Here is a 16,040-nt window from a genome sequence, read left to right as displayed (position 1 = left end):
TAAAAGTAAGTCGCTTTTCCCTTATTCCCTAATATTTACCCCATACTCTTTAAACCAAACGTGAATTTGTGCTAAATGAGCTAAAAGTTGAGGACCTGTCATTAATTGCCCGAACCAAGGTGATTGAAATGCACTGCCGCCAGACTGAATCAATCCGCTCAACTGCTCTTTATCAAATAGTTCGTGTAAAATTGAACCTTTATCTGTTAATAAATCTTGCAGCCATACTGTGACTGCTTTCGTATAGTGCGGATTATGCGTTTTCGGATAAGGACTCTTCTTTCTATATAAGATGTCATGTGGAAGCACATCTTCTAACGCTTTACGTAATAGACCTTTTTCGCGGTTTTTATACATTTTCATTTCCCAAGGAATATTCCACGCATATTCGACAAGACGATGATCCGCAAATGGAACACGTACTTCTAAGCTTGCCCCCATACTCATGCGGTCTTTTCTGTCTAATAATGTTGTCATAAACCATACCATATTTAAATAAAATAATTGGCGTCTTTTTGCTTCTAGCGGACTTTCTCCCTCTAAAATAGGAACTTCTTGAATCGACTCTTCATAGCGCCTTTGTACATATTGTTGTAAATTTAATTTATTTCTCCATTCTTTTTTTAGAAGTTGTTCACGCGCTTCTGTAGAGCGCATCCACGGAAATGCACTCGATTGTAGATCATCTTCTCTATAAAACCACGGATATCCACCAAATATTTCATCCGCACATTCTCCAGATAAGCCGACGACAAAATCTTGTTTAATTTCGCGGCAAAACCATAATAATGACGAATCGATATCTGCCATACCAGGCAAATCACGAACGAGTACCGCCTCCGTTAAATACTCTGCTAGTTTTTCATTCGAAATGACGCAACGATGATGGGTTGTTTGAAACGTCTCTGTCATCAAATTAATAAACGGAGCATCTGAATTTGGCTGAAACGCATTCGCTTTAAAATATTTGTCATTATCTTCGTAATCAATTGAATACGTGTGTAATTGTCCTTTTCCTGATCTCTCGTATTCTTTCGCCGCAATAGCTGTAATAGCGCTCGAATCTACACCACCTGATAAAAAGGTACATAGTGGTACATCAGAAACAAGCTGTCTTGTAATGGCATCTTGTAGTAAAAAGCGCGTTTTCTCTACTGTTTCTTCAAAGGAGTCTTCATGTTTTTTACTTTCTACATTCCAATATCTCCATATACACAAACCGTTCTTTGAAAATGTCATCGCATGACCTGGACGTAATTCTTTTATACCAGCATAAATACCGTGGCCAGGCGTTCTTGACGGTCCGAGTCCGAATATTTCTGATAACCCTTCTAATGTTACTTCCGCCTTCACATCTGGATGCGACAATATCGCTTTTAACTCCGAACCAAATAGTAAGCGTCCGCTATCATATTTATAAAAAAGTGGCTTTACACCTAATCGATCTCTCGCAATAAATACTTGTTCTTTCTGTTCGTCCCATACTGCAAACGCATATATACCGTTTAAATGACTGACACATTCTTCTTTCCATTCAATATAAGAAGCTAATAATACTTCTGTATCAGAATGACCTTTGAACGTATATCCTCTTCTTAATAATTCCTTTCGAATGTCTTCTGTGTTATAAAGTTCACCGTTATAGCAAATGGCGTAATTCGTTTCATCTTTTAAACAAGTCATCGGTTGTTTACCGCCCTCAGGGTCCACAACGATTAAACGTTTATGCCCAAATGCGACATTGCCTTTAATCCAAACTTTATTATCATCCGGCCCCCGCTTCGCTAACGTCTCAGCCATTTTCGTAACGACGTCCCGCTCTCCTTCTAATGAGCGTTTATAATCCACCCATCCTGTAATCCCGCACATATAAATCATCCTTCCATCTTATTTCTTTTCTTGAACGTGCAGTAATCCCCACCCTAAGAGTGCGGATTAAAAAATGAAAAACTTGACGATAACCTACTATCCACATATGGAATAGCATTTTCACTCAGTAAAACGTGTTTTATTGTATGCCCACCTATGTCTAGATGTGTCTAGTTATAAAGAATGCACGAACTGTCTATAACAGAAATAACTACTTTTCATAAAGGAGAAATCGTGTATGATACAACGTAAACATATTTTATATAATCAACCCCGTGCTCATACAGTCGGTAATGTAGAATATATAAACAACGAGTGGGTATTCTTTGATGATGAAAATGATGAAGCGTTTTTATTAGAAGATATTGCCGAAGATGGGTTTGAAATTTTGTATAATAACAATTGGCTACCAGCCCGTTTCTATGAACAAGATGTATTACAAATCGCCAACGAGCAACACCATTTGCAAAACGGTGAAATGATACGTATTCGAAAAAAGTTACTTCTTAGCTATAATGAATGGCTGGAGGAATTACCTGACTCTGTCTTCACATTATTAACGGAATCATTGCAATCACTTCACTACTCTTTATATGATTGCATGTATTGTCATAATTATTTATCTTTCTTACCGAAAGAGGAGTCACGCGAAGGAGTAAATATTCTTTTGTTTGATAACGAAGAAATGATTTGTACACTGCAGCATCATTTCGTTCGTCACACTACATCAAATAAAAATATGTTCCGTTTTACAAAAGTAAACGGAGAAGAGTTGCATATTGATGCGACATAAAGTAAAACTTTAATTAGTGGGGCAACCCCCACTAATTATTAACCTTCACCAATCTGGTGTTTACGGGATAACGTAAAAAACCACCTTATCTCCCAAGTCTTTGAGATTATAAGGTGGTTTTATTTTTTATTAGAATACTTGCCAGCCAATCGGTAATTTCAGTCCAAGGTAAAATACTGCTACTAGTGCAACAATAAATAGCCCCCAAACTGCCCCTGTTGCTTTGTTCTTGCTCATTTTCACAAGAACCATTTCCATTCCACCGATAACTAAAATACCAGCTATCATTTTTAAACCATACCACATGTGCATGTTACTTGTTGCAGTCTTCATAATACCCATGTACAACATGAAACCTGTCACAATAATGATAATATACATTAGGCGAAGCCCCATATGTACACCTTTACCTTTTCTTCCTGCTGAATAAAGTGAATACGCAACGAAGAATAAAATTAAACCTAACGCCCATGCTGTAATATGCATATGTACCATCGTATCCCTTACCTCCTCTTTTCACACTTTTTCACTCTATATGATAACATGTTCATTTATTTTCAGGAAATGTTTCGCTTTTTTACATTTAAATGATATAATATTTAGAGTATTTACAAACTTCTTGTAATAACAAAAGGGGGAACAATCATGATTCAAACTAAGGATATTATCGAACTTACAGACACATACGGAGCAAATAACTATCACCCACTTCCAATCGTTATTTCTAAAGCAGAAGGTGTTTGGGTAGAAGATCCTGAAGGAAACCGCTATATGGACTTATTAAGTGCATATTCTGCAGTAAACCAAGGTCATCGTCACCCGAAAATTATTAACGCTTTAATTGACCAAGCTAATCGTGTTACGTTAACTTCTCGTGCTTTCCATAGCGATCAATTAGGTCCTTGGTACGAAAAAGTTGCGAAACTAACTAATAAAGAAATGGTACTTCCAATGAATACAGGTGCTGAAGCTGTTGAAACTGCAATTAAAACAGTTCGTCGCTGGGCTTATGATGTGAAGAAAGTAGAAGCAAACCGTGCTGAAATCATCGTTTGTGAAGATAACTTCCACGGACGTACAATGGGTTCTGTTTCTATGTCTTCAAATGAAGAATACAAGCGTGGATTCGGTCCAATGCTTCCTGGCATCGTTGTAATTCCTTACGGTGATTTAGAAGCGTTAAAAGCTGCAATTACACCAAACACAGCAGCATTCATTTTAGAGCCAATTCAAGGTGAAGCAGGAATTAACATCCCACCAGCTGGTTACTTAAAAGAAGCTTTTGAAGTATGTAAAAAAGAAAACGTTTTATTCGTAGCAGATGAAATCCAAACTGGCTTAGGCCGTACTGGTAAAGTATTCGCTTGTGACTGGGACGATGTAACTCCTGACATGTACATACTTGGTAAAGCGCTTGGCGGCGGCGTGTTCCCGATCTCTTGCGTTGCAGCAAACCGTGACATTTTAGGTGTATTTGAGCCAGGTTCTCACGGTTCTACATTCGGTGGTAATCCACTTGCATGTGCTGTGTCTATCGCAGCTCTTGAAGTGTTAGAAGAAGAAAAATTAACAGAGCGTTCTCTTCAATTAGGAGAAAAATTAGTTGGGCAGTTAAAAGAAATTGATAACCCAATGATCACTGAAGTTCGCGGTAAAGGTTTATTCATCGGTATCGAATTAAACGAACCAGCTCGTCCTTACTGTGAACAACTAAAAGCAGCTGGTCTACTATGTAAAGAAACACATGAAAACGTAATTCGTATCGCACCACCTCTAGTAATCTCTGAAGAAGATTTAGAGTGGGCATTCCAAAAAATTAAAGCTGTATTATCGTAATGATAGAGAGGTTGTCCGACATATTGGGACAACCTCTTTCTTTTTATATTCATTTATATTAAGATAAAATTGTAATTTTCTGTATTTTAAAATCGTAAAGGAGGTGCGATATGCTATTAAGATATGGTAAACATATTAACTATTTAGCTACATCTTTTATTTTAGTTACATTCTTTGGCTTCCTACTTTCCACAACATGGCTTACTCACTACTCAACTTCTACTACATTCACACTACTGAAAGCATCATTTTGGACTGCTGTTATTCTTACTATCATTGGTTTTGGACGAGAAAAAAGCGCACTTACGGTTATACTATTTGGCATTTGTACACTTGCATTCATTGGTCTTTACACTTTTTCCGTTATCGATTACCTCTATAACCCAAGGCCATAAAAAAGAGCTATCTTTTAACAAGATAGCTCTTTTCTTCACTTCACTACATTTCGCAAAGTACCAATTCCTTCTACTGTAATAACCACTTCATCACCAGCATGTAAAAACTTTGGTGGCGTGAAACCTTTTCCGACACCAGCCGGGGTTCCTGTTGCGATAATATCGCCTGGTTCTAAAGTCATTCCTTTACTTATCGTTGAAATAATTTCTTCTATTGGAAAAATCATTTTATTTGTGTTGGAAGTTTGCCTTACTTCTCCATTTACTACCGTTTCAATGTGTAATGAATTCGGCGCATTAACCACCGATTTATGAATTAAATACGGTCCCATCGGACAAAATGTATCGAAGCTTTTCCCAAGGAAAAACTGTTTATGTTTTCTTTGAATGTCTCGAGCTGTTACATCATTGATAATCGTATAACCAAAAACATGCTCAAGCGCTTTTTCTTTTTTAATTTGTTTCCCTCGCTTACCAATAATGATAGCTAATTCTCCTTCGTAATCTAGTTCGTCCGTTGCATGAGGGTGACCATTAATTTGCTCATTTATGCCAATAACTGTTGTTGGTGCTTTCGTAAAGATCATTATATTTTCTGGAATAGACTCTACTCCGCCCATTTCTACCGCATGCTCACGATAGTTTTTTCCAACGCACAAAATATTCTTTCTTGGCCTTGGAATCGGTGCTAATATTTTCACCTCTGTTAACGGATAATACGCCGCTTCCCCGTTCTCTTTTGCCCAATTTACAATTTCACATACTTTCTCAAAGCATTCAGTCCCTCTTTCAATACACTCTAGCATTGTAATAGGGATTGTAACCTTTTCCCCTTTTTGTCTTTGCGCTTCTCTTAAGTGTAATACCTTTTCTTCTTCTTCATCCACAATACCTACAAATACCTTTTCTTCTTTTTTCGCCGTTACAAAACGCAATATTTCCACTCTCCATCCTACAACTCATACACTTTAATTGTATTCGCATCCGCAAGAAAAAAACCTTCTCATGCACGCTAATTTTTACAATATTCTTCTCATATCCGATTCGTTACTCCTTTATCATTTGGCATAAAATGTAGAAATTTTACTTTTTTTAGCGAATGCATTTCTTTTTTATGAAGTTTTTGTATAATATGTACTACATATATACTAAAAATTTCATTTAGAGATGGAGCCGATTTCAATGTTTGAGCAAGCGATTGAAAAAAAACGTGAAAAAATGATTTATTTTGCTGAACGCTATGGAATGACTTCTCAAAAAACAGTGGATTGTAGCCAAGAACTGGACAGGCTCTTAAATGTAATTTGTCATGTACATACGGATTTACACCCTAATCAAACGTTCAAAACACACACGCAATAATGCGTGTGTTTCTTTTATTTCAAAAAAATACACATTTTATTGGAAACGCCCATACAATAGTAGAAAAGAAAATTTTAAAAACGAAGGGTGTTTTGTATGCCAGCTATGGTCGGACATATTCGTATCGTCAATATTGGATCAAGTGGTATTTTTCATATTGGAGATGTATTTGCGATTAGGCCTATTAGTTACTCACGTGCTTTTGCCGGGGCCGGCTCTTTTAACGTTGGAGATAACGTTTCTGTCTACAATTATCAAAGTGCAACGACTGTCAACGATTCAGATGTCGTCGATCAAGCGATAATTGGTTCAACTTAAAGGGGGCGATTATATTGAACTTTTATGTAAACCAAAGTATCGTCATCAACAGTATTAAAATTGATAGCATTACAACCTCTTCTGTGTTCCAAATTGGTACTGCCGGAAGTATTAAAGCCCTATCTAAATTTTCAAATACAGGCGGATTTACGGAGCCGCTTCGCCCATTACAGGCGAAAGGACAAATTATTTCTATCAAACCATCAACTAGTTCTTCTTAAGACATCCTTGTCATAAATATATAGTAGGAATATTTTTACCCTCCCTATTGAAAAGGAGGTTTCACAAATGAATCAAGATATATATACTTACTTACACCAACTTCAACAAGCTCTTCAAACACAACAAGCAGCCATCTTGAATTTAGAAGATCAAGTGCGCCAACTCCAAGAAGAGCTTAACGAATTAAAAAATCGCCCCTCCTCTTCTGTAGGAAAAGTGGAATACAAATTCGATCAATTAAAAGTCGAAAATTTAAATGGTACTTTAAATATTGGTTTAAACCCATTTTCAGCAAAAGGACAACAAATTGAAGATTTTCAAGTGGATACAGAAACATTAAAGGTAAACCCTGAAACCGAAACAAACCCAGACTTTTATCAAGGTATCCTCCAAGAAATGCATCGATACTTAGATGAAGAAGCATATAATCGTATTCTCCATTTTGAACAAGAAGAGAGAACACCGCTTGATGAAATGTATCGACAAATGATGGTGGATGACATAAAAAAACAGATGGAGCATCGACTCCCTTATTATTTATCACAAGCGCAATCATATGAAGGTATTTCAACAGATCCAGATTATTTACGAGATATCATTATTCAGGCAATGAAACAAGATATTGACAAAGCCTTTCTCTCCTTTATTCAGCACATACCAGGAAATTTCCGAAAGGAGTAATTATGTATGAACCTTAACGTTGTAAACCGTGAGTTAAAAGTCGGACAGATTAAAATGAACGGTGTATCGTCGTCCGCACTCTTTTTAATTGGAGATGCAAATCTCCTCATTCTATCTTCTATTCTCGATACACCATTTGAAACAGTTACAGAGGGTCCATTTGTACCATTAGTAACAGATGTCGCTCCTACTCCAGGTTAAGGAGACTGAGAAATTATGTTGCATCATGTGTCCATTGTCCAAAATGTTTCTATTATTTCTTTAGGGATTACTGCCGTATTTCAAGTTGGAGATGCAAACCAAATGGAATTAAAAAGTAGAGCTATTGCCGTCCACCGTGAAATTCCTTGTTATATACGGGGAGAAGGTCGCTTTGATGCTTTTGAAATCTTTACAGATGAACACATTACAATTCCAAAACGAACGACAGATGTAAAATTAAATATTGTAAATGAATGTCCTTTTATTGAAGTGAATAACGTTGAATTGCGGACACTTTTAAATTCTGGTTGCTTTCAAATTGGAAATGTTGATTATGCTTTTAATAACTCTCGTATTATGCAAATCCGCCAATATATTACGGATGAACCTTCCGCACAATAATTCATATAGTAATTAAAAAGCTTAGTAAAGTAGGTGGATGGTATGCCTTCGGTTGTAGGAAATCTCGTCGTGCAAAACAGTAACGGCTCTTTCAACTTAGGAGATTTTTATAACGTATCTCCGAAAGAAAACACGAAAGCCTATAACGGATCTGGAGCTTCTAATGTTGGGTTTGTCGTGAATACGTTTAACGGTGTTAGTGCAACAAATACGTTTGATTCTGATGTGGCAGATCAAGATCAGATTGGAACAGCGTAAAAAAAGTAGGAGATATTCTCCTACTTTTTTCTTTTATCTAATTCAAAATTATTAAAATGAAATTTTAATAAGCAAGAGCTTTACTGTCCACAAATAGTGGTATAAACAAGTAAGTAGTGAAGAAGCACTATTTCATTTTATTTAAATGATAACCCGCTCTCCTCCAAAGCCTTCCTAAGCTTCGGCAAAGACGCTGGTCCCATACCATGCATTTTTAAAATTTCTTTTTCACTATATTTTGAGAGTTCTTCTATCGTTTGAATTCCGTGATGTTGCAGCGCATTTCGTGCTGGTGATGAAAGAAGTGAAAGAAATCCTGTTTTCGGCTTCTTTTCTTTCTCGCAAGTTGGGCAAGTTGGACAGTCGCTACTTTTGTAGTATTCATGTCCTTTTTCACACGTTCTTAACGTTTTTTCCGTTGCCATTTTCAAGTCCCTCTATTCTTCAATTTTTACAATATGATTGCCATCAAAGAAGTATAAGCATTTCTCTTTCACAGGATGTTGTAAGCTTTTCTCCAGTGCTTTTGCATATAACGAAAGCTGTACTTTATATCGATCTTCTAAAATTGGTTTTGCTTGTTCAAATCCGCCTGGGAATTTTCCTTCAATCGTATCTGTTTTGAAGTCGATTAACGTAATGCCGTCTTCCTCTTCAATCATGCAGTCGATAACCCCTTGGACAAGAATCGTTTCTTCACTCTTCCCTTGCCAATCTTGATATGCTTCTTCTGCTGCAAGCATCATCGTAAATGGTACTTCACGCTCAACACTTTTCGCCGCTAATACCCTTTTACCTAAGTCACTGTCGAAGAATGAAATTACTTTTTCAATGGCTATTTCTTCCGCCTGCTCGAATGTTAATAATTCCTTATTTACCATTCCAGCAATTTGTTCTTGAAGAACTTCAACCGTAATCGGCTTCTTCAAATCAACATGCTGCATAACGGCATGGACTGCTGTTCCGCGCTCTGCGTACGTTAACCCTTTTTTCTCCATAAAGCGCGGGCGTGTTTTAATTGGTGCACGTAGTTTTTTAATAAAGGCGTTATCGCTACCTTCTTCAGATTGATAATTTCTCTTTATTTCTGTAACAGATTGCTTCGCGCGATGAGATGTCGCATCCTCATATCCGTACTTCCACATTAATCTGTCGTACACTTCTTCTTTCCGCTCACTTTGCAGGGGAACAGCCTTTTTCTCACGAAGCGCTTCTAACAATTCTTGTTTCTCTTCTTGAACTGGCTCTGGTGCAAGTAGCGTATTACCGTCCACAACTTCTACTTTCCAGCTAGTGTCATACCCGTAAATTTCATCTGGAATACTTCCTTGTCCTAATTCAAGAAGCATTTCACTATCACGGTGTCTATATAATGAAGGTGCAATCCAGTCTAAATAACAAGACGCTCCGGCACGTATATGATCTGGTAATAACCATTCACTATGCTCCCTCGCATCAAGCCATTTTTCCATTTCCTTATTTGCATCCTTAACTGTTCCAATTAAAATTAACTTCTCTTTCGCACGCGTCAATGCTACGTATAGTACGCGCATTTCTTCCGCAATTAATTCCATTTTCATTTTACGCTTAATCGCAAGCTGTGATAATGTTGTATATTTAATTCGTTTGCGCGGATCGATAAATTGCGAACCGAAACCGAAATCTTTATGCAATAAGAAACGTTTCATTAAGTCTTGTGTATTAAAACGACGACCGAGTCCAGCTACAAATACAACTGGGAACTCTAGCCCTTTACTTTTATGAATCGTCATAATGCGAACAACGTCTTCTTGTTCACCGAGGGCCCTCGCCGTCCCCATATCATCACCGCGTTCTAAAATACGTTCAATAAAACGTAAGAAGCGGAATAATCCTCTAAATGATGTTGCTTCATATTGTCTTGCGCGGTCATATAGTACGCGTAAGTTTGCCTGCCTTTGCTTTCCAGCTGGTAAACCGCCAACGAAGTCGTAATAACCTGTCTCACCGTACACTTTCCAAATTAAATCAGAAAGTGATTGTTGACGTGCAAATTCACGCCATCCTTGTAGTAAGTTATAAAACCACTCTAATTTATCATGAAGTTCTTGCTCCTCTTCAAGCGGTGCCCCTTTTAAGAATGAGCTCATTACTTCATAAAACGAGCCTTTCTTTCCATGAGCACGAAGCGTTGCAAGTTCTTCATCGTTTAATCCAACGATCGGAGAACGAAGTACAGCTGCAAGCGGGATATCTTGCATCGGATTATCAATAACGCGGAATACGTTCATCATAATATTTACTTCCGTCGCTTCAAAGTAACCAGTCGCGAGGTCAGCATATACTGGAATTCCTTGTAATTTTAACTCTTCCATAATTTGCGGGGCCCACGGCATGGAGCGAAGTAAAATAACGAAGTCGCGGTATTGTACCGGACGCATACTATCCGTTTTACGATCATATACTTCATAACCTGAATCGACCATCGCTTTAATGCGCTGCGCCATAAGGCGAGCTTCAAGCTGTGCCTTTTCTACTTCCGAACCTTCTTCACCGTCTATTACTTCTTCTTCTGTTTGCTGAATGCATAGTAGTTCAGCCGCTACATCTTCACCTTCTGGATAGGTAGCACCTAGCTTTAGTTCAGCGTCAACATCGTAGTCAATTTCCCCAACTTCTTCGCCCATAATTTGTTTGAAAATAAAATTCGTACCTGCTAGTACTTCATGACGACTACGGAAGTTTTTCGCTAAGTCAATCTTCATTCCGCCGCCTAATCCTTCTTGTGTGAAGCGTTTATATTTTCCTAGGAATAGTCCTGGTTCGGCTAGTCGGAAACGATAAATCGACTGCTTTACGTCACCAACCATGAACAAGTTCCCTTCACTCTCAGAATCTTTCGTTACGAATTTAATAATGGATTCCTGTACAAAGTTCGTATCTTGATATTCATCGACTAATACTTCAGCAAATTTATTACGATATTGGAGCGCCACTGCTGACGGATTCATTTCACCATTTTCACTTGGTTCACTTAAAATTTGTAAACAGAAATGCTCTAAATCTGTGAAATCGACCATTCCTTTATCTCGCTTCATCGCTTGGAAACGCTCTGTAAATACTTTTACAAGTTGAACGAGCTTTTCTAATACTGGGTGCATATCTTGAAAATCTCGTAAGAAACTTTCAGGTTTGCGGCTAAATAGCTCTTCTTGTAATTTCTTCACTTCATCTTTCGCTTTATTACGAAGAGAGTCTACTTGTTTTACAATATCCTCGTTATAATCACTTTTCTTAATGCGCTTTAACGTTTGCCACGATACGTTTTGCATCGCTTCATACAAACTTGTCCACGATTCACGAGCAGCTGATGATAACGTTCCAAGTAAAGCTGCATCTGCTTGCAACGTTTCAACGCGAGGCGCTGGACCGTCAGGAAGCATCGCGAGCTCCGTCGCTTTACGAATATGCTGTTCCGCTGTTTCAAGCTGGAATTTCACATCTTCTAATAAGTAAGAAGCGTACACTAAATCTTCAATTGTCTTTCCTTCTACGTCATATGCTTCTACTAATTTATCGAGCCATTTTTCCGGATTTGGATGCGCTCTTGACTCTGTATGAAGCGCTAAAATCATACGTTGTAAGTCATCATCACTACGGTCACTCGTATAACGATCAACAAGTTCAAAGAAGATTGTATTATCTTCGATTCCGTACTCTTCTTCTAATATGTCATCTAGCACTTCTTCTTTTAACAATTCATTTTCTGTTTGATTCGCAATACGGAAACGAGGATCCACATCAAGCATGTAATAGTATCCTCTAATTACTTGTAAACAAAAGGAATGAATCGTCGAAATAGAAGCTTTATTTAATAAGCTCAGCTGCTTTCTAATGTGCTGAGAGCCTGGCTCATCAATTAATACTTTTTCTAACGCTTCCCCAATTCTGTTTTTCATCTCTTGCGCCGCTGCATTCGTAAATGTTACAACGAGCAGGCGGTCGACATCGACTGGATTCTCTTCATTAATAATCTTTTTAATAATACGTTCAACTAATACTGCTGTTTTACCTGATCCAGCTGCAGCCGCAACTAAAATATCACGTCCGTTCGCTACAACAGCTTTCCACTGGTCATCTGTCCATTGACTACCTTCTGGTTTTTTAGGCCAATTTTCTATCATTCTCCGCCAACCTCCTCTCTTATTTTCTCCATCGCTTCGCTATCTTTCATATCTTTTAACGATCGGAACTGATTATCTTCAAGTGACTCATCAAATTGACAAACAGATTTGAAGTTACAGAACGTACATGCTGCTTTATTTCCCATTTTATAAGGAGCAATATCGATAACACCTTCTGTAATATCTTTTCCGATATTTTCAAACGTATGGTGTACATATTTTTGCAGTACGTTAAACTCTTGCTCACTTGCAATACTTGAACGCGCACTAAAGCTACCGTCTTTTTTCAGGCCAGCAGAAATAATATCTGAACTTCCTGTTGAAAGTTTGTTATCCATTAAACGAACAACGTCAGCATCTCCTAATACGAGTCCTTTCATTTTAAATTTCTTTAAAATTTCTTTTTCAATTTCAGCTTCAGATGCGTCACCTTTCATCTCAACGATTGGGTTATGAATATGAAAATACAATACACCAGCTGGTGATGCTGTGTGACCTTTTTTCATCCAGGTCTGTGCATTCGAAGTAACAACATCTAAATACGTTAACATTTGAAGCGCTAATCCGTAATACACTTCCGTTAAATCTAACGCTTTTGAACTTGATTTATAATCAATAATACGTAAGAACGTCCCGTTTTCATCTTCTGCCTTATCAACACGGTCAATACGGCCGACTACTTCCATCTTCACACCATTTGGTAGTGAGAATTCCATCGGCGGAAGTGATCCTGTACCGCCCATACCGAACGGCACTTCTAAATCAACTGGTACGAATCCGCTCGACTTCGCATGTTCACGAAGAATGATTGACGTACGGAAAATGATTTGTTGTAGTTTTTGTTTTAAATAGAAATGACGGTTTGAACTTAATAAAATTTGTCGTTGTAATAACGGTGCGATTTCTTCTATTACTAAAACAGAAAGATGCTCACACTCTTTTATGGATAAATCCGCCCAAGTACGGTTTTCACGCAATAACTTGTCCGCAATTTTCTTTAATGCCGCATGGAATAATTCGCCGATATCTGGCGCATCAAGCTTGAAAATATCACGCTCTCTAAGCGATAAACCGTGCTGCGCAAAATGAGCGTATGCACAACGGTTAAATAGTTCCATACGAGAGACGCTTCCTTTAATTATATCTCCATATAAATCTCTACTTACTGCTGTACTTAGTTTCTTCGCACGATTTCGATAGAATAAACTTGATAAGACGCGGCTACTTTTTTGTTTCCATTCATCTGAAGTTACGTAGAAGTTGTATACGTCCCACCAAAAGTCTAAATTCCCTTCAAATCCGTATCGCTTCCACGTTTGTAGTTGCTGCATAACGTAAGATAACGTTACTTCTGGCGTTGCTACGTATGAAATTTGTTCTGAACGTGATAAATCATTTACGTCATTCGTAATAAATGAATCTTTCACATTAGGGAACATTCTTTTTATTTTCTTAATAAAGCTAGACGCAAGTAACGTCTTTCCTTCTTCATCTGCAAGCGGGCATGAAATGTATAACTTCTCAGATGCTCTCGTTACCATTTGATACATAACGAACTGTTCTTCTAACAAAGTTTGTCTCGTCGTTGGCGCTAATTCAATTCCTGCCGCACCAAGAACTTCTCTTTCCTCATCAGAAAGCATACCTTCATCCATAGGTGCTGCTGGAATAACCCCCTCATTTACACCTATAATAAACGTTGCTTTCACGTCAGATAACCTGGAGTGATCAATATTAGCAATTAATACTTGGTCTAATGAAGGCGGAATATTAGCAAATTGAAGTGCCTCAAGACCTGTCGACATAACGTCCGTAAACATAGAAAGAGACATTTTCTCATCACCAAGCATCTCTACAAACGTATCAAGAAGGCTCATTACCTCTTCCCATACTTGTTCATGATCTGTCGCAAATAAGAAATCTCCACTTTCTTCTGCACGTATACGTAATTCTTCTAGTTTCTTTGGAACATCCAGCTCTTCTAAAAATAAGTAAACTGCTTCACACATTTGCATAACTGTTCCTGCACGCTTTAACCTTTTTTGCATGCGAATAACAGGTGTTCTTACAACGTCACGTAGCCTATTTATTTTCTCTTCCATTTCACGTTCACTGTCTGTGATCATCCCGTTCGTATCATCAAGAGAACGATAACGGCGATACATCCATGGATCCTCTGAAGTCCATCTCTTTCCTTGTACACCGTACGCTAAACAGTAATTTTCAAATTCATCCATTTCTTCACGCATCGTTTCTTTTCTTACGTCTAATGGATATAAAAGCTCTGTTTTCACGCAGCGGAACACCGCATCATAACGCCAATTCCCACTAATAATCTCGAGTGCAGAACGAATACATTCTACTAATGGATGGTGTGACATCGGGCGCTTTTCATCGATGAAGTGCGGGATATTGTAATCTGTAAATAACGTTCGCATCACATCGTAATAACTTTCCCCATTACGAAGAAGTACTGCAATATCTCGGTAACGATATTTTTCATCCGCAACAAGTTTACGAATTTCACGAGCAACACCTTCTACCTCCGCTCGTAAATTCGCAGCTGTACTAATCGTTACACTCGCTTCATCGTTAAATTTTTCATTCGGACGCGCTTCATAATGAGCTTCTAAATGCGCTAATGCTGGAGAATGAAAACGCGGCTGTTCCATAAGTGGAATTGTTTTTTCAATTTCTATTTTTTCTTCACGCGCTACTTGTTTTATTTTTTCATACGTTACCGTCGTTTCATAAAATAAATCGAGTTCATTTACTGGCTGCGCTAACGTTTTTTCATCTATCGTTAACGTGATCGTAACTCTCGCTCCGCAAATCATAAGCTGTCTTACAATCTCTAACTCTTGCGGGGAGAATGAATGAAATCCATCTATATAAATTTCCGCACCATTTACATATTCAGACTGCGGAAGCTTTTCCACTAGCAATTGCAAGTAGTCTTCTGAATCTAAATATTTTCCGATTAAAGCACGTTCAAAATCATCATATAGTAGTTGTAAATCATACACTTTATTCGCTAATAGCTTTTGCTCGGCACTGCTACTATGCGCATCTAATTGTTGCCACATTTCATATACGTTAGATGGCGTTACATTGTAACGTTTAAACTCTGCAATCATACTGCCCAGATGTTCAAAGAAACCGTTTTGCTCCGCTGCTTTTTGGAACACCGATAACCCATCTTTACGAGACTCTACAATTTTACGAAGTAACATATGTACTCCCGCTTCATCAATATGAAGACGACTCGCTCCGCCAACTTCTTGTAGTACCTTCCACGCTAATCGTGAAAAACTAAAAACTTGTGCCCGAATAGAACCTCTTACATCCTCACTTCCAATTAACGCCTGCTGCGTCTGGAATGTCATCTGTTCTGGCACAAGATATAATATTGTTTCCCCTCTCGGGCGCTGTTTTAACTCTTCTTGCACTTCGTGTAAACAAAGTGTACTTTTTCCACTTCCCGCTCTACCAATCACAAATCGAAGTGACATGTAACCCCACCTTTCACTTACATAACGA

The 16,040-nt window shown here is 38.0% G+C and carries 16 protein-coding genes; 10 read left to right on the top strand and 6 right to left on the bottom strand.

The window, feature by feature from the left end:
• Positions 1-21: 21 nt before the first annotated feature.
• Positions 22-1,869 (bottom strand): asparagine synthase (glutamine-hydrolyzing), encoded by a 1,848-nt coding sequence (gene asnB, locus F3I02_RS14255; RefSeq protein WP_046945916.1) that lies wholly within the window; start codon positions 1,867-1,869, stop codon positions 22-24.
• 238 nt (positions 1,870-2,107) lie between these two features.
• On the opposite strand from asnB, the gene F3I02_RS14250 reads away from it, so the two are divergent.
• Positions 2,108-2,662 (top strand): DUF2777 domain-containing protein, encoded by a 555-nt coding sequence (locus F3I02_RS14250; protein ID WP_000616044.1) that lies wholly within the window; start codon positions 2,108-2,110, stop codon positions 2,660-2,662.
• 129 nt (positions 2,663-2,791) lie between these two features.
• On the opposite strand, the gene F3I02_RS14245 is transcribed toward F3I02_RS14250, so the two are convergent.
• The gene (locus F3I02_RS14245; RefSeq protein WP_000233490.1) at positions 2,792-3,157 is read right to left on the bottom strand and encodes a YisL family protein; all 366 of its coding nucleotides are present in this window, start codon (positions 3,155-3,157) and stop codon (positions 2,792-2,794) included.
• 150 nt (positions 3,158-3,307) lie between these two features.
• Here F3I02_RS14245 and rocD point away from each other — a divergent pair, with 150 nt between their 5' ends.
• Positions 3,308-4,498, top strand: a complete 1,191-nt coding sequence (gene rocD / locus F3I02_RS14240; protein ID WP_000616657.1) for an ornithine aminotransferase — start codon at positions 3,308-3,310, stop codon at positions 4,496-4,498.
• Positions 4,499-4,608: 110 nt separating this feature from the next.
• Entirely contained in the window at positions 4,609-4,893 is a 285-nt protein-coding gene (locus F3I02_RS14235) for a hypothetical protein (protein ID WP_000926865.1), read from the top strand.
• A gap of 35 nt (positions 4,894-4,928) precedes the next feature.
• Here the strand turns inward: F3I02_RS14235 and F3I02_RS14230 are convergent, their stop codons facing one another.
• The gene (locus tag F3I02_RS14230; protein ID WP_001213073.1) at positions 4,929-5,828 is read right to left on the bottom strand and encodes a fumarylacetoacetate hydrolase family protein; all 900 of its coding nucleotides are present in this window, start codon (positions 5,826-5,828) and stop codon (positions 4,929-4,931) included.
• Between the two features lie 247 nt (positions 5,829-6,075).
• Here F3I02_RS14230 and F3I02_RS14225 point away from each other — a divergent pair, with 247 nt between their 5' ends.
• The 7 genes from F3I02_RS14225 (at position 6,076) to gerPF (ending at position 8,337) form a co-directional block, all read left to right on the top strand.
• Positions 6,076-6,255 (top strand): aspartyl-phosphate phosphatase Spo0E family protein, encoded by a 180-nt coding sequence (locus F3I02_RS14225; RefSeq protein WP_000462841.1) that lies wholly within the window; start codon positions 6,076-6,078, stop codon positions 6,253-6,255.
• Between the two features lie 96 nt (positions 6,256-6,351).
• Entirely contained in the window at positions 6,352-6,573 is a 222-nt protein-coding gene (gene gerPA, locus F3I02_RS14220; RefSeq protein WP_001111188.1) for a spore germination protein GerPA, read from the top strand.
• A 14-nt stretch (positions 6,574-6,587) separates the two neighbouring features.
• A complete protein-coding gene (gene gerPB, locus F3I02_RS14215; RefSeq protein WP_001012516.1) occupies positions 6,588-6,794 on the top strand; it encodes a spore germination protein GerPB in 207 nt (68 codons plus the stop codon).
• A gap of 67 nt (positions 6,795-6,861) precedes the next feature.
• Complete coding sequence (gerPC, locus tag F3I02_RS14210; protein ID WP_001070760.1) at positions 6,862-7,476, top strand: spore germination protein GerPC; 615 nt, start codon at positions 6,862-6,864, stop codon at positions 7,474-7,476.
• Positions 7,477-7,482: 6 nt separating this feature from the next.
• Entirely contained in the window at positions 7,483-7,677 is a 195-nt protein-coding gene (gene gerPD, locus F3I02_RS14205; protein WP_001052806.1) for a spore germination protein GerPD, read from the top strand.
• A 15-nt stretch (positions 7,678-7,692) separates the two neighbouring features.
• Positions 7,693-8,079 (top strand): spore germination protein GerPE, encoded by a 387-nt coding sequence (locus tag F3I02_RS14200; protein ID WP_000902323.1) that lies wholly within the window; start codon positions 7,693-7,695, stop codon positions 8,077-8,079.
• 42 nt (positions 8,080-8,121) lie between these two features.
• Positions 8,122-8,337: a spore germination protein GerPF gene (gerPF, locus tag F3I02_RS14195; RefSeq protein ID WP_001141566.1), complete on the top strand. Its 216-nt coding sequence runs from the start codon at positions 8,122-8,124 to the stop codon at positions 8,335-8,337.
• A 137-nt stretch (positions 8,338-8,474) separates the two neighbouring features.
• Here gerPF and F3I02_RS14190 read toward each other — a convergent pair whose 3' ends face one another.
• From F3I02_RS14190 to addB, 3 genes are read right to left on the bottom strand one after another with little or no spacing between them, the layout of a single operon-like run.
• The gene (locus F3I02_RS14190; RefSeq protein WP_074594665.1) at positions 8,475-8,762 is read right to left on the bottom strand and encodes an RNA polymerase alpha subunit C-terminal domain-containing protein; all 288 of its coding nucleotides are present in this window, start codon (positions 8,760-8,762) and stop codon (positions 8,475-8,477) included.
• A 12-nt stretch (positions 8,763-8,774) separates the two neighbouring features.
• Positions 8,775-12,500, bottom strand: a complete 3,726-nt coding sequence (addA, locus tag F3I02_RS14185) for a helicase-exonuclease AddAB subunit AddA (RefSeq protein ID WP_074594663.1) — start codon at positions 12,498-12,500, stop codon at positions 8,775-8,777.
• Positions 12,497-16,012, bottom strand: coding sequence for a helicase-exonuclease AddAB subunit AddB (gene addB / locus F3I02_RS14180; protein ID WP_000058568.1), 3,516 nt, complete (start codon positions 16,010-16,012; stop codon positions 12,497-12,499). The genes addA and addB overlap by 4 nt, the downstream gene beginning before the upstream one ends.
• Positions 16,013-16,040: the final 28 nt, after the last annotated feature.

Source organism: Bacillus sp. SRB3LM, assembly GCF_015712745.1.
Classification (GTDB): Bacteria; Bacillota; Bacilli; order Bacillales; family Bacillaceae_G; genus Bacillus_A; species Bacillus_A thuringiensis_K.
Note: the sequence above shows the minus strand (reverse complement) of the source record. Positions and strands in the feature narration are given on the sequence as shown.